At 25.8% G+C, this 14352-nt stretch carries 18 protein-coding genes and 2 tRNA genes; 6 read left to right on the top strand and 14 right to left on the bottom strand.

Annotated features, from left to right (window positions below; all coding sequences use genetic code 11):
* Window positions 1-7: 7 nt before the first annotated feature.
* The 13 genes from IGS63_RS03015 to IGS63_RS02955 all read right to left on the bottom strand — a co-directional run bounded on the left by IGS63_RS03015 (window position 8) and on the right by IGS63_RS02955 (window position 10175).
* Window positions 8-481: a regulatory protein RecX gene (locus IGS63_RS03015; RefSeq protein ID WP_190615552.1), complete on the bottom strand. Its 474-nt coding sequence runs from the start codon at window positions 479-481 to the stop codon at window positions 8-10.
* Window positions 462-1577 carry a recombinase RecA gene (gene recA / locus IGS63_RS03010; RefSeq protein WP_190615551.1) on the bottom strand — a complete coding sequence of 372 codons (1116 nt, stop codon included), beginning with the start codon at window positions 1575-1577 and terminating at the stop codon, window positions 462-464. The genes IGS63_RS03015 and recA overlap by 20 nt, the downstream gene beginning before the upstream one ends.
* Complete coding sequence (thpR, locus tag IGS63_RS03005; protein WP_190615550.1) at window positions 1570-2145, bottom strand: RNA 2',3'-cyclic phosphodiesterase; 576 nt, start codon at window positions 2143-2145, stop codon at window positions 1570-1572. The genes recA and thpR overlap by 8 nt, the downstream gene beginning before the upstream one ends.
* A 20-nt stretch (window positions 2146-2165) precedes the next feature.
* Window positions 2166-2699 (bottom strand): CDP-diacylglycerol--glycerol-3-phosphate 3-phosphatidyltransferase, encoded by a 534-nt coding sequence (gene pgsA, locus IGS63_RS03000; RefSeq protein ID WP_190615549.1) that lies wholly within the window; start codon window positions 2697-2699, stop codon window positions 2166-2168.
* Window positions 2692-3999 carry a 30S ribosomal protein S12 methylthiotransferase RimO gene (gene rimO, locus IGS63_RS02995; RefSeq protein ID WP_190615548.1) on the bottom strand — a complete coding sequence of 436 codons (1308 nt, stop codon included), beginning with the start codon at window positions 3997-3999 and terminating at the stop codon, window positions 2692-2694. The genes pgsA and rimO overlap by 8 nt, the downstream gene beginning before the upstream one ends.
* 199 nt (window positions 4000-4198) lie before the next feature.
* Window positions 4199-4287: transfer RNA gene (locus IGS63_RS02990), tRNA-Ser, on the bottom strand.
* 162 nt (window positions 4288-4449) lie between these two features.
* Window positions 4450-5238 carry a hypothetical protein gene (locus tag IGS63_RS02985; protein WP_190615547.1) on the bottom strand — a complete coding sequence of 263 codons (789 nt, stop codon included), beginning with the start codon at window positions 5236-5238 and terminating at the stop codon, window positions 4450-4452.
* The gene (locus IGS63_RS02980; RefSeq protein WP_190615546.1) at window positions 5222-5467 is read right to left on the bottom strand and encodes a carbon storage regulator; all 246 of its coding nucleotides are present in this window, start codon (window positions 5465-5467) and stop codon (window positions 5222-5224) included. Before IGS63_RS02980 ends, IGS63_RS02985 begins: the two co-directional genes overlap by 17 nt.
* Before the next feature lies 1 nt (window position 5468).
* Complete coding sequence (gene fliW / locus IGS63_RS02975) at window positions 5469-5918, bottom strand: flagellar assembly protein FliW (protein ID WP_190615545.1); 450 nt, start codon at window positions 5916-5918, stop codon at window positions 5469-5471.
* A gap of 15 nt (window positions 5919-5933) precedes the next feature.
* Window positions 5934-6821, bottom strand: a complete 888-nt coding sequence (gene flgL, locus IGS63_RS02970) for a flagellar hook-associated protein FlgL (RefSeq protein WP_190615544.1) — start codon at window positions 6819-6821, stop codon at window positions 5934-5936.
* A 6-nt stretch (window positions 6822-6827) separates the two neighbouring features.
* Window positions 6828-9425 carry a flagellar hook-associated protein FlgK gene (flgK, locus tag IGS63_RS02965; RefSeq protein WP_190615543.1) on the bottom strand — a complete coding sequence of 866 codons (2598 nt, stop codon included), beginning with the start codon at window positions 9423-9425 and terminating at the stop codon, window positions 6828-6830.
* A 2-nt stretch (window positions 9426-9427) separates the two neighbouring features.
* A complete protein-coding gene (flgN, locus tag IGS63_RS02960; protein ID WP_190615542.1) occupies window positions 9428-9907 on the bottom strand; it encodes a flagellar export chaperone FlgN in 480 nt (159 codons plus the stop codon).
* Window position 9908: 1 nt separating this feature from the next.
* Complete coding sequence (locus tag IGS63_RS02955; RefSeq protein WP_190615541.1) at window positions 9909-10175, bottom strand: flagellar biosynthesis anti-sigma factor FlgM; 267 nt, start codon at window positions 10173-10175, stop codon at window positions 9909-9911.
* 108 nt (window positions 10176-10283) lie between these two features.
* On the opposite strand from IGS63_RS02955, the gene IGS63_RS02950 reads away from it, so the two are divergent.
* Together IGS63_RS02950 and IGS63_RS02945 are read left to right on the top strand one after the other, a co-directional pair.
* Window positions 10284-10360 (top strand) — tRNA-Arg (locus tag IGS63_RS02950).
* A gap of 51 nt (window positions 10361-10411) precedes the next feature.
* Window positions 10412-10681 (top strand): stage V sporulation protein S, encoded by a 270-nt coding sequence (locus IGS63_RS02945; protein ID WP_190615540.1) that lies wholly within the window; start codon window positions 10412-10414, stop codon window positions 10679-10681.
* 12 nt (window positions 10682-10693) lie between these two features.
* On the opposite strand, the gene IGS63_RS02940 is transcribed toward IGS63_RS02945, so the two are convergent.
* Window positions 10694-11884: a hypothetical protein gene (locus IGS63_RS02940; RefSeq protein WP_190615539.1), complete on the bottom strand. Its 1191-nt coding sequence runs from the start codon at window positions 11882-11884 to the stop codon at window positions 10694-10696.
* A gap of 167 nt (window positions 11885-12051) precedes the next feature.
* On the opposite strand from IGS63_RS02940, the gene IGS63_RS02935 reads away from it, so the two are divergent.
* From IGS63_RS02935 to rapZ, 4 genes are read left to right on the top strand one after another with little or no spacing between them, the layout of a single operon-like run.
* Entirely contained in the window at window positions 12052-12324 is a 273-nt protein-coding gene (locus IGS63_RS02935) for a hypothetical protein (protein ID WP_190615538.1), read from the top strand.
* A gap of 14 nt (window positions 12325-12338) precedes the next feature.
* Complete coding sequence (gene zapA / locus IGS63_RS02930) at window positions 12339-12632, top strand: cell division protein ZapA (protein WP_190615537.1); 294 nt, start codon at window positions 12339-12341, stop codon at window positions 12630-12632.
* Between the two features lie 14 nt (window positions 12633-12646).
* Complete coding sequence (gene murI / locus IGS63_RS02925) at window positions 12647-13459, top strand: glutamate racemase (RefSeq protein WP_190615536.1); 813 nt, start codon at window positions 12647-12649, stop codon at window positions 13457-13459.
* Window positions 13449-14306, top strand: coding sequence for an RNase adapter RapZ (gene rapZ / locus IGS63_RS02920; protein WP_190615535.1), 858 nt, complete (start codon window positions 13449-13451; stop codon window positions 14304-14306). Before murI ends, rapZ begins: the two co-directional genes overlap by 11 nt.
* The last annotated feature ends 46 nt before the right edge of the window (window positions 14307-14352 follow it).

Genomic DNA, 14352 nt, shown 5'->3' with positions numbered 1-14352 from the left:
TCCTCCTTTATTGAATGTCAGCTATTACATAATTTATTGTTGATTGTTCAAATCCTTTTTTATATAAAAAGTTCTTAGTTTTAATTAGGTCATTATTTTTTTCATAGTATTTTTTACCTAATTCAAAAGCAATTTCATATATATTTATTTCGTTTTTTAATTGAATTAGAGTATCTTGAATTAAATATTCATCAACTCCAAGTTTTCTTAATTCCATTTGTATTATTAAAGGACCTTTTTTTGATAAAGTTAATTTGTCATATGCAAAATGGTAAGCAAAAATTTTATCATTAATTAATTTATATTTTTTTAATTTTTCAATTAATTCTAAAATTATTTCATCAGAAAATCCTTTTTCTTTTAATTTCCATAACAATTCTTTTTCTGATCTCATTCTATATCTAATTAAATATTCAGCTGATTTTTCAGCTGCTTTTATATCACTTGGATCAAAAATTTTTTTAGGCTTCTTTTTCTTCATTTTTCTTTTCATCTTTAGATTTATTTTCTTTTTTTGCTTTTTTTACTTCAAATTTTTTTCTTAATTCATCAGGTATTTTAACATTATTATTTTCTCTAATTTTATATTCCATAAAATCCATAATTTCAGGATTTTCAGTTAAATATCCAATTGCATTTAATTTTCCTTGACCCAAACTAACTTCTTCGCCAGTTGAATTAATATAAGAAAACCAAGCACCTTTTCTTTGAATTAATCCATTTTCAACAGCAAGGTTAAAAATATCGTTTTCTTTTGCAATTCCTCTTCCATAAATCATATCTACTTTTGCATCTTTAAATGGAGGTGCAACTTTGTTTTTAACTACTTTTAAAGTTGTTTCATTGCCTAAAGCATCTTTGCCTTCTTTTATTTGTGTTCCTCTTCTAACTTCAATTCTTATGCTTGAATAAAATTTTAATGCAATTCCACCAGTTGTTGTTTCTGGATTTCCATACATTACACCAATTTTCATTCTTAATTGGTTTATGAATATAACTATAGTTTTTGATTTATTAACACTACCAGCTAACTTTCTTAGAGCTTGTGACATTAATCTTGCTTGTAGTCCAACATGAGTATCTCCCATAGAACCTTCTATTTCTGTTTTAGGAACTAAAGCAGCTACAGAATCAACTACAACAATATCTAACATATTAGATCTCACGAGTGAATCAACGATTTCTAAAGCTTGTTCTCCATAATCAGGTTGAGATATTACCAAATTATCAATATCAACACCTAAATTTTTTGCATAAGTTACATCAAGGGCATGCTCAGCATCAACAAATGCAGCTACACCTCCAGCTTTTTGTACTTCTGCAAGTGCTTGAAGAGTTAAAGTGGTTTTTCCGGATGATTCGTTACCATATATTTCTATAATTCTACCTCTTGGAAATCCACCAACACCAAGAGCTATATCCAATGATAAACAACCAGTTGGTACAATACTTAATTCACGTGCTTCTACACCTTTTCCCATAATCATGACAGAACCAGCACCATGACTTTTTTCTAATTCTTTTACAAGTTTTTCTAATAAATCTTCTTTGCTAACATTATTATTGGATTTAGCCATTAATAATTACGCCTCCTTCAAAATCAATCGTGTAAAGCTTTTCATAAACTGGACCTTTTTTTGTTAATGTAGATGAATATATACATACAGAGTTTACTGGAACCTTTATTGTTTCAAAATCAATTGAACTTATGAGTTTTTTCCAGTGTTCAGGATATTTTTTAATTCTTCCTACAGTTATATGAGGTACAAATTCTTCATTTTGTACTTCTATTTCACAAAGCGAAACGGCTTTTTGTATTTCTTTATATAATCCGTGTAAAGTTTGTTGACCACTTACACCAAACCAAAAATTTTTAGGTGAATTTTCAGATTCAAAAAATCCTAAATTATTTACATCAAAAATAAATGTAGGAAATCCAGATATTCTTTCTCCTATTTTATAAGCTATTTCGGCAATTTTATGCATAGACAAATCTCCAAGAAACAAAAGTGTTAAATGTATATTTTCAGTTGTTGTCCAGTTTGCTTTGAAACCCATTTTATTTAATTTTTCAATAGTATCTTTTAATAATATTTTTAATTCTATATTTGAATCTAAAGCAATAAAGGTTCTTAATTCTTCCATAAGAATTCCCCCTAGAATATTTATGAGAAATGTTTTAAACTTTTTATAAAATAAATTATTCCTGAAATTATACTTACAGTTACTGTTGAATATATCATTATTTCGTTTAAAATATTCAAATTTATCTTTGTTATTCCATAAAAATAAAGTAAAATAATTAAACTCATTTGTAATACAGTTTTTAATTTTCCTAATTTGTTTGCAGCAACAACAATATTTTTACTTGCTAAGAACATTCTTATCCCACTCACAAATGTATCTCTTGATATTAAAATTGCTACGAACCATCCTGGAATTAATTTTATTTGCATTAATCCAACAAATATAGCATTTATCATTATTTTATCTGAAATTTGATCTATAAACTTTCCTAAATCAGTAACTTGATTTAATTTTCTAGCAATCATTCCATCGAATAAATCTGTTAAAGATGCAATGATAAATAAAATTAATGCCCATAAATAATTATTATAAATAGTTAAAATAAAGATTGGTATTGTAAAAATAGCTCTAATTGTTGAAAGTGTATTTGGAATATTTAAATTTTTATTCATCTAAAACTTCACCTTCTAAATCATATTCATAAGCGTTGTTTATTTTTACATTAATAAAATTTCCGATTTTTAAAGTTTTATTACATTTGAAAATTATATTACCATCTATTTCTGGGGCATCCATAAAAGTTCTTCCAACGTAAACATTATCGGTTTTTTCTTCAATTAATACTTTCATATTTTTTCCTATATGTTTTATCATAATTTCTTCTGAAATATCTTTTTGGAGCATCATTAATTCTTCTAAACGTTTTTCTTTAATTTTTTCATCTACTTGTCCATCCATAGTAAAGGCTTCTGTGTTTTCTTCTGGGGAATAAGCAAAGCCACCTAATTTATCAAATTCAATTTTATTTACAAAATTTAGTAATTTTTCAAAGTCTTCATTAGTTTCACCAGGAAATCCTACGACTATAGATGTTCTTAAAACTGCATTAGGATTTTTTCTTATTTTTTCAATCATTTTAAAAAGATCTTTTGTTTTTTTGATTCTTCCCATTCTATTTAATATTTTGTCTGAACCATGTTGCATTGGAACATCAAAGTATTTAACTACTTTAGGAGTATTATGTATTGTTTCTATAATTTCATCTGTTAAAAAATCAGGATGTAAATACATTACTCTTATCCAAAATTCACCTTCTATAGAGTTTAATTCTTTTAGTAAGTCAGGTAAAGCTTGTTTTTTGTATAAGTTAATTCCATAAAGTGTATTATCTTGAGATACTAATATTATTTCTTTTTTTCCATTTTTTACTAAAAATTCTACTTCTTTTTTTATATCTTCTATACTTCTACTCATTGGAGCACCCTTAAATGAAGGAATTGAACAAAAAGCACAATTTCTATTGCAGCCATCTCCAATTTTTACATAAGCATATGATGTATTTGGTATATATCTTTCATTGCATTCATATACATCCATAGGTTCAGGTAATTTAAAAAACATATTTCCATTATTTATTTTATCAAAAATAACCTGAGGAGGAACAACACCAAATAAACCATCGGCTTCCTTTAATTCTTTTTTAAAATTTTCAAAGTAACGTTCAATCAAACATCCTATTGCTATTATTTTTAAATTTTTATTAGTTTTTTTTAATTCTGCGTATCCTAAGATAGTATTTATAGATTCTTCCTTTGCAGATTCTATGAATCCACAGGTATCAATAAAAATATAATCACATTTTTTTGCATCTTCTTCATAAGAATAATTATTTTTTTCTAAAATACCTCTAAATATATCCATATCTGCATCATTTTTTGGACATCCTAATCTTACTATATTAAATTTTTTCAATATTTATACCTCCATTAAAATCCACACCCGTTTTTTAAAGCGGGTAATTTATATTTTATTACTTTAATTATACCAGATAAAATTGACAAAATTCAAAGTTTTTAAATATTTAATGAATCATAGTTATTATTTAAAATTAATAATATACAAATGTATAAATTGGCTTTTAAAAAAAAAGAATGCATTGCATTCTTTTTTGTGGCGGAGAGAGTGGGATTTGAACCCACGAATGGGATTACCATTACACGCGTTCCAGGCGTGCGCCTTCGGCCGCTCGGCCATCTCTCCAAACTCGTTTATTATATCATGTTTTTGTTAATTTAAAATAAATAGCTATTAAAAAAATAAATGGGGTGCTTTCGCACACCCAGAAAATATATCCCCCATTCCCCCTGATTATTACATATTTCCAAATTAATTATAACATTTGATTTAATGTATGTCAAGTATTTAGTAAAAAAAATTAAAAAAACAGTTTTTATAAGCAGATTTGAAACTTTTAATTGAAAGCTCATTTATAAAATTTAAATTAAAATTTTTTATTATTCCATATATAAAGGAAGCTTGATAAGAAGAAATTGCTTCTTCTAAAAATAAATTGTTTTTAAAGGAGTATATTTTATTTTTAAATAAAATATTATTTTTGGAAAAAATAATAATATTGTTTGGTACTTTCAAATTTGATTTAGGTATTTCATTATTTTTTACAAAACAATATACATTTTTTAAGTTTTCAAATTTTAATGCTTCATCAAAGGTTAAATCGAGAAAAATATTTTTCTTTTTATATATTATATAATCTAGTATATCTATATTCCATTTTTCTACTTTTATAAAAATATTTTCAATATTATTTAAAAATTCATCTAGAAAAATTGGACTTATTGTTAAATTTTCATCTCTTTTATCAGAATACACCTTACTTTCTTTTAAAATTCTAACATCAATATTATTTCCAGAAGGATTAATACTCCAAGTTATTGGAATATTTTGAGAATCAAAGTAGTTTAATATCATATTTAAAAATTCATCTTGACCTAAAAATGAAAAAACTTCTGGATAAAGTCCAGTTTTTTTTAGAAATACAGATAATCGTCCACTTCTACCTCCAACAATAGTTTTTATATTGTTGTTTTTTCCAACAATATGTTCAATATTAATACCACCTATTAAGGCTATTTCTGGAAGATTATTTTTTGAGAAAATTGATAAAAATTCTTCTTTAAAGGCTGTTTTCATTGTTATCAAATAAATTTTTTATTTTATTTAAGGAATTTAAATCTGAAATTGATTGTTTATTATTTTTTGCAATTTCTTCATAGAGTTCATTTCTATATATTTTTATGTCTTTATCAGCTTCAAATCCAATTTTTATATCACCATTATTTTCTAAAATTTTTATTTTTATAGTTTTGTCATTAGTTTTTATTATTATAGATTCACCTTTTTTTCTTGATAAAATCAACAATTTAATCAGCACCTTTTAGTACTTTAGTTCTTTTTAACTCTTCTTTTAAATCATGTTTGGTTGTATAATTGGTATTTTCAATTATTAATTGTATTCCTAATTTATTTTTTAATGAAATTATAATGGGTGCTAATAAATTTATAGTTGTATTTGTATCATTTATTGTTAATATTGATAAGGTTAAAGCATCTTTTGATGTTTTGAGTTCTAAATAGTCAACTATATCTTTTGGTAGTGTAATAGAGTAATCGGATCTTATTAATTCTGGATGAATTACAGGAAAAGCAATTTCTTTATTTTCAATAGAAGCTAACCACATTATTGGTTTGCTTTCTTCTGGAGTTAATAAAACAAATTTTTTTAAAGTTTCAAATCCAGGCATTCCATATTCAAATGTAATTATTTCTTTTTCTGATATATTTGAAATACCTAATTTTGTAGTAACATTCATTTTTTCACCTCATTGTTATCTCATAAAATCGACTAATGTTGGAGGTACTATTTGAGCGGTTGTTTTTAAAGCACTTTGAAGTACCATATTTTGCATTTTTAAATCAGTTAAAACTTTAGTTATATCAGCATCAGATTCTTTTGAAAGATATGCTGTTGTAAATTGATTAAAATCTTCCATTCTAGTTTTTGATAATTCTAGCATTTTTTCAGTGCCTCCAATTTGAGCAGTTGCAGATAAAGTTTTAGACTGTATTTCTTCAATGGCTCCAAGTTCATTTTGTATTTCATCATTTTTTCCATCAGCAAGTGCTTGTTTTAATCTATCTACAATTTGAAATGCAGTAGTTCCACTTTTTGTTACAAAAGTATCATATGCAGTTAAACCATACTCAATGTTGTATCCACCAACTGAAATTTTTTGTTTAATATTTGCACTTGGTAGTGTTTGAACTGAACCATCAGAGGATATGGGTTGTTTATCTGATTGAGCTCCTCCAAAGATGTATCTATTACCTATTTTGGTATTGGCAACAGAAATTAAATGTTCATTTAATTTTCCTAATTCTTGTACTATTGAATTTCTATCTTCATCGCTCAAAGTACCATTTGCTCCTTGTACAGCAAGTTCTTTAATTCTTAAAAAAACTGAATTTACCTCTTTTGTTGTAGTATCATACATATTTGTATAAGTTTCGGCCAAATCTATATTTGATTTGTAACGATCAATTTCTCTTATTCTACTGTCTAAGTTTGAAATTCTGGAAGCAACTGATGCATTATCTGAAGGGTATCTTACAGTTTTTCCAGAGGTTAATTGAGAATTTAAATCGGCATATCTTCTCATTACATTTTGTATATCAGATAAAGCTCTATTATTAATTAAGTTTTCAGTAACTCTCATTTATAATCATCTCCCTACTAATCCAAGTCCATTAACTACTTTTTGAATCATTTCGTCAACGGCATTTATTACTCTTGTTGAGGCATTAAAAGCTTGTTGATATTTTATTAAATTCGACATTTCTTCATCTATTGAAACACCTTTAACTCTTTCTCTTTCAGAATCAATTTGATCTTTTAAATAAGAACTATTAAGTTTCATTTTAGACGCGGTTTCACCTTGAACTCCCATTTCGGCAACTATTGAGGCTAAAAAACCTGAAAATCCATCTTTTCCATCGTTTAAAATTGGTTCCGTTTTTAACTTTGAAATTTCTTCCCAAACTGATGGATTATTTAATCCAACGGGTTCTCTTGTTGATGTTTTCCAATCTGTTGTTGATACTTTACCAAGATCAATAGAAATAGTTGAAGGATTTGATTTTATAGAATCTAAAACATCTAATCTATTTACTAATCCAAGTCCATTATCTATTTTTAAAACATTAGCTAATTTTAAAGTTTCATTTAATTGAGACATTTTTTTATCAACCGAAATTAAGGTTATATCATTACCTGTAAGTGAACTAGTATCATCATCAATTAATCCGAGAGAAGCAAATAAATAATCTGGTCCTTTTATACTTGAATTTCTTAAGTTGAAATCTATAGAATTTCCACCTCGTAGAACAAATCGCCCATTTGGTGTAAATGAAGCTGTTACACCTGTATTTAAAGCATTTATTTTTTCAGCAATATCATTTAATGTTTCCGTTTCTGGATTTAAAGTTATTTTTATACCATTAACTTCAAATGATATATTATCTCTTATATCATTACCTGTTTCATCTTTAATTATGTTATTGAGTGTAGGTTCTGATGTATCGAGGGCATCTAACTTTACTTTATCTGTTTTCATTTTACTAAATATTCCTTCTGAATCATTTATTACAACGTTATCTATATCAAAATTTTCTATTTTTTCAGTACCTGTAATGTATACATTGCCATTTCCTTCATCAGCAAAAGCTTTTAAATAACCATCTGTATCAGAATTTATAGCTTTAATCATATCTTTATAATCTATTGTTCCATCTGAATTTAAATCTGATGAAAAGTCTATAGTTGTTGTTTTCTTTTGCTTTGTTGTGGAATCAGTTATATCAAAAGAAAAAGATCCACTTACAAAGTCATCTTTATTGAATCTCATGGCAGTTATTTGTTTTGTTTTAAAACCATAATCAGAAAATAAAGTTCCATTAACATCTATTAATAAACGATTACTTAATTTTTTTTCGCCATTATTTTCAAGAGTTAAATTATCTGTTTTTGAATTATAAGCAAATTTTAAATTACTATCTATAGTTATTCCATCTGTATTTGTTGAATTAGTTATAGCTGTATTTAATGATGAAAAGTTAGTATTTCCATTTAATAAAGAAATTTTTGGCAATGAACTTGAATCTATAGATACCAATTTTGTTGGATTTAATAATTTTATTTCATCTAATCCATTAACATTAAAGCTTCTTTTACTTGTAATATAATTTACTGGTCCATTTTTTAAATATTTGTATCCAGCAATTCTAAATAATCTTGCATCATCTGTATCTTTAGAAGCGCTTATGCTTTTAAAGAAGTTAGCTCCAGTAATGCTTCCTGTTGAATCCCAGCCTTCTTGATGTATTAAATTAACACCATCAGCAAGATTTATTGCAAATTCATCTAATTTTTTTCTATATTTTGGTACAATTTCATCTCTTAACTTAAATAAAGCTGCAAATTTTCCATCTTTGAACTGAACTGGAACATTATTAGAATATACATTTATAAAGCCATTAGTTCCAGGAATAGTATAGGCTTTTAATTCTTGATAAGTTCCACCATTTAATAAGGTTCTATCTCCTATTCTAAGAGCTATTTCACCGGTTGGAAATTGATTTACATTCAAGTCAACTAATTCAGAAAGTTGATCGAGTATTCTATCTCTTTCATCCAATAAATCATTTGGTGTTGCGCCAATTAATTGTATTCCTCTTATTTTATCATTTAAATCAGCAATTCTTTTAAAATAAGTATTTATTTGATTAACTCTTGTTTTAATTTCATTATTTGTATCATCTTGTAATTGAGATAGTCTATAATCTAGATCTACCATTGTATTTTTTAATTCAGTAGCTCTTGAAACTATTTGTCCTTTAGCTGCTTCGTTTGTTGGATCTGAAATTAGTTCTTGTGTTGATGCCCAAAAACTATCAAATAAATTTCTTATTCCAGTTTCTCCAGGTTCTCCAAAGAGTTGTTCTATATAATGCAAATTTCCTTCTACATTGTCCCAATAATTATATCTGTTTGACACTTGTCTATATTGAACGTCTAAAAAATCATCACGTACTCTTTGTATATCTTTGATTTTTGAACCTGTTCCAATTTGTAGCGGAACCATAGGGTTTGTTAATGTATTCATAGGCATAGGTGGTGTTGCTATTATATTAGGCCTCTGTCTGGAATATCCTGGTGTGTTTGCATTTGCTATATTATGCCCAACAACATTCATTGCAAGTTTATGTGTATAAATACCAAGCATTCCTGTATTTAAAAGTCCAAAAATTGAAAAATCAGACATTATTATCCCCTCCAACCATTATTGCTTGGTTCTATATTTTTATTGTAACCATTTTTTCCATACGTTGTTTTTCCTGTTTTATCAATATTTATAAGTTTTATTATTAAGTTGTCAAAATTTGTTTGGAATCCAATTATTTGTCTTAGCATATCTAATTTAATAGTAAATTCGTTCATTGTTTCTACTAATTTTGCAAGTAAAATAGCAATTTCTTTGTTTTCTTTTGAAAAAAATTCAATAACTTCTTTTATATTATTCTTTATTTTATTTTCAGTGCATATTTTATTTAATATTTCATTGCGTTCTTCATCTATTTTCCAAAAATTAGAACTTTTTTTTTCAATATTTAATAATGTAGAATTTATTTCAGATACTTCTGATTTGTTTATTATTTTATTTTGAAGCTCCTCTAAAATAGAAAAAAAATCCGTAAGGATTTCTATTTCCTCGCGGATAATATCCTTTAATTTATTTAAATCCATATTATCTATCTCCTAACATTAATTCAGCAATTTTATTAGAATTTATTTTGTATAATCCATTATCAATAGCTTCTTTTATACTATTAATTAAACTTGTTCTTGTTTCTGGAAGACTTTTAGCAATTTCTATATATTTTTTGGATTCTCCAGATATTTTTAAGGGTGTTTCTATTTTTTCTTTTTTGTTTTTTTCTATAGATTTTAATTTATTGTCTTGTATTCTCTTCATATTAAGAGATTGTTGACTTTCTATCCTCCTTATATCCATATCAATCCCTCCTTTTCAAATAAATTATCGTCTAATTTTTTTAAAAGATGAGCGTTGTATGAGTACTTGATTTTAAGTTTTATTTAAGGTATAATTTCTTTGGAATTTGCACCTGTAGCTCAACTGGATAGAGCGTCGGACTTCGGATCCGAAGGTTGTGGGTTCGAACCCCGCTAGGTGCGCCATTGTTCAAGCACTTATATATAGCAAAATTTACTTAAAGGGGGAAACTCTATATGGCAGAATTAGAAGTATTAAAGGTAGCTGCTAACTCAAAACCTATTGCAGTAGCGGGGGCTCTTGCTGCAATAATAAGAGAAAAAGGTAAGGTCGAAATACAATCTATTGGAGCTGGAGCTGTTAATCAAGCTGTAAAAGCAATAGCTATTGCAAGAGGTTATGTAGCACCAAGTGGAATAGATCTTGTTTGTGTACCTGCATTTTCTGATGTTAGTATAGATGGAGAAGAAAGAACAGCAATAAAGTTTGTTGTTAAACCTAAATAAAAAACAAAAGGGTTATCCCTTTTGTTTTTTATTTAATATAGTTTCATAGCCATCCAATATTAAACTCATTATATTTATTAATTCTAATATATTTTCTGTAGAATTTATTTTTATACATAAAAAATTTTGTTTATTTTTTTCTAAAGTATCTGGGTATGAAATTATTATATCTGAATTTTTAACATTAATATTTGCTTCTTTTGATGTATAAACTCCATTTGGCAAATTTATTTCAAGGTTTAATTCAGTTATTTTTTCTACATCATTTAAAGTTTTTATTGATTCTATAAACTTTTCTTTTAAGTTTTTTTCTTCTTTTAACATTTCTATTAAACTATCAAAAGTATGTAATATTCTTAAAGTTTTTAAGGATAACTGTTCTTTAAAATCAATTAATTCTATAAATTGTTTTGTATAAAAGTGTTGTATAATTCTAAAAATTGTATTTATAAATAATTTTTCTTCTTCTTCTATTTTTGTATCTCTAGTTATAAAAATTAAAAATGAATTATTTTCTAAGTTACCAATTGGAATAATAACTTTTATCTTATCTTCTTTTAATGTTTCTAAACCGTCTACATCATCTAAGTTTAAAGGTAATGACATTTCTATGCAAGACAATAAAATTTCATCTAAGTCAATAAAATCTTTTGATGATTTTATATAACCAATTTCTGATATTTTTGTTGCTTTTAATCCATTTACTTTAAAAGTAGAAGCACTACAAAAAAGAAGTTCTGCTATACTGCTTTGTATTATATCTATAAATTTTTCTTCTTGTAACGGTTCAGATAAATTTAAAACAAGGCTTTCTATTGAAGATAGTTGATATGATAGTCTGTCAATTACAGTCATTAATCTATTTTTTTCATATAGTTCACTCTCTTTTTCAAAGGCGTTGCTTAAATATTCTATTGTATCTGTATCTTCAAAATTTCCATCGCAAAGTATATATGTTGAAAAAGGAAATTCAAAAATATTTTCAAGTTGAAATTCTGATAATATTTCTTCTAATGAAGTATATTCTAACTTAGATGGAACTATTTTTTTTGCATCTAAAACGATCCAAATATTATCGATATTTCTTATCATAACGAGTTTATTACTTTGAGTTTCAGAATAAATAAGTTGTCCTATATTAGAGTGAAAAGAAGGTGTACCTAATGAACTAACTAATTCTAAAATTTTTTTTATGTACAGCATAAAAATCTCTCCCCCTTTTTAACACTTAAGATTATACATTAACTTTTAAATATTTCAAAATGAAAAAAATAAATTTTAAAATGGCTATTTTTTCATAAAACTATTATATTTTTTTATAAAATTATGCTATAATATTCTTAAGATTAAAAAATATTGGGGGGAAAAGTATGGAAATACTAAAAGAACTTGAAGAAATGATAAAAACTCTTATGGAAAAGTATAATAAGTTAAAGGAAGAAAAAGAAGCTTTGGAAAAAGAAAGAGATGATTTATATAGTGAATATGAATCGTTATTGAATGAAAAAGAAAGTATGTTAACAGAACTAAATGGATTGAGAAACAAACATGAAGATATAGAAAAAACGTTAATACAAATAAAAGAAGAATTAGTATCAAAAATAGGTAAAGATATAGAAAAGTTAACTGAAAATAATATCTAACGGCGGTGGAAAAATTGTCCGAGGATTATAAAGTTGTAGAAATAAAAATTTTAAATGAAATTTATAAATTTAAAGTCAACGAACCACAAGAAGTTATTGATCCTATTTTAGAAGAAATAAAAGAAAATGTTGAAGATTTATCTAAAAAAATTGGAAAGCAAAAAGTAAATCATATCTTGCTTTTGTTATTGTTGAATGAAAAATTAAATAATTTAATTTTTAAGGAAAAAACACAAGATTTATTGAATGAATATAAAGAAAAAATAGAGAACTTACCAAACTTTTATGATACAAAAAGTGTTTTGTAGTGGGAGTTGATTAAATGAAAATAGGTTTTTTTGATTCTGGAATTGGGGGATTAACTGTATTAAAAAAAGTTATTAAAAATTATGGAAATAATGAATATTATTATTTTGGAGATACCTTGAGAGTCCCATATGGATCAAAACCACAAGAAGTTTTGGTTGAAATACTCGAAGGTATATTTGATTTTTTTGAAAATTTGAATGTAGATATATTGATTTCTGCGTGTAATACAACAGATTCTTTAGTTAAAATGGGTTTAGTAAAGGTAGAAAATCGAAAGTTTAAATATGTTAGTATAATAGACAATGGAATTAATCAAATTGAAAAAGGCGAAAAAGTTTTGCTTTTAGCTACAAAAAATACAGTTAACTCTGGTAGTTATAGAAATGGGTTAATAAAAAAAGGTATTAAACAAATTAATGAAAAGGCTTGTCCATTATTTGTTCCTTTGGTTGAAGAAGGATATTGGTATGGACCAATGGCTGATTCAATAGTGAAAAATTATTTAAAAGATTACGAAAATAAGTTTGATAAAGTTATACTAGGATGTACTCATTATCCAATATTAAAAAAGCACATTTTAAAAAGATTAAATGCTACAATAATAGATCCAGCAGATGGTGTTATAAAAGAATTAAATACCAAATATTTATTATTTTCAAATAAAAAAGTACCCAAGGTAAATTTTTATATAACTGGCAATGTTGAGCAATTTAAATTTTTATCAAAACGTTTTTTGAAAAAAACATACTATAATTCATCCTATTATAAACTTGATTTATTTAAAAATAAGTCTTATTTTAAAGGCGGTGAATACTTTGGAAAATAATCCTATAGTTTTTCTTATAACAGGTCTTTCCGGTGCTGGAAAGACCTTTTTACTAAGATCGCTTGAAGATGAAGGGTATTATACTGTTGATAATGTTCCACCACACTTAATAAAATCATTTTTAGATGTAACTTGTACAAGTGGAATTGAAAAATTAGCTTTAGTTAGTGATATAAGATGGAAGAAATTTAATGAACTTACGGAATGTTTTATAAATATAAAAAAGAATAGTTCATGTGATATAAGAATAAAAAAGGTTTTTTTAGATGCAGATACTCAAACTATAATTGATAGATTTAAAAAATCAAGAAGAAACCATCCTTTAGACATGCCTCTTGAAAAAGCTATAGAAAAAGAAAGAGATATATTAAATGAGATAAAAAATATAAGTGATATAATAATTGATACTTCAAATACAGAACCTTCAGAGTTTAGAAAAAAATTTTTTCAAATAATAAATGAAAATAAGAGAACTTTGAAGTTAAAAATAATTAGTTTTGGTTTTAAAAATGGAATACCAAGATCAGCAGATTATATCTTTGATGTTAGATTTTTACCAAATCCATTTTATTTTTATAAAATGTATAAATTGACAGGCTTAGATGATAAAATAAAAGATTATTTAGAAAGTTTTAAAGAAGTGAAAAAAACTGTTGATTTAATTTATTCAGATGCAAAGTTTATTCAAGAACAATACGGTCAAGCGGGTAGAATAGAAGCTGTATATGGAATAGGATGTACTGGTGGAAAACATCGTTCTGTATATATTGCACAAAAGTTGTATGAAAAATTAAAAGCTGAAGGAAAAGATGTTTCCATTGAACATAGAGATATAAATAAAGAATAAAAAAAGATAAAAAGTGATATAATGTATACAAACAATTAGTTTTTTC

The sequence above is a fragment of the Tepiditoga spiralis genome, assembly GCF_014701195.1.
In the GTDB taxonomy this organism is placed as follows: Bacteria; Thermotogota; Thermotogae; order Petrotogales; family Petrotogaceae; genus Tepiditoga; species Tepiditoga spiralis.
This window is presented reverse-complemented; position numbering and strand designations above follow the sequence as displayed.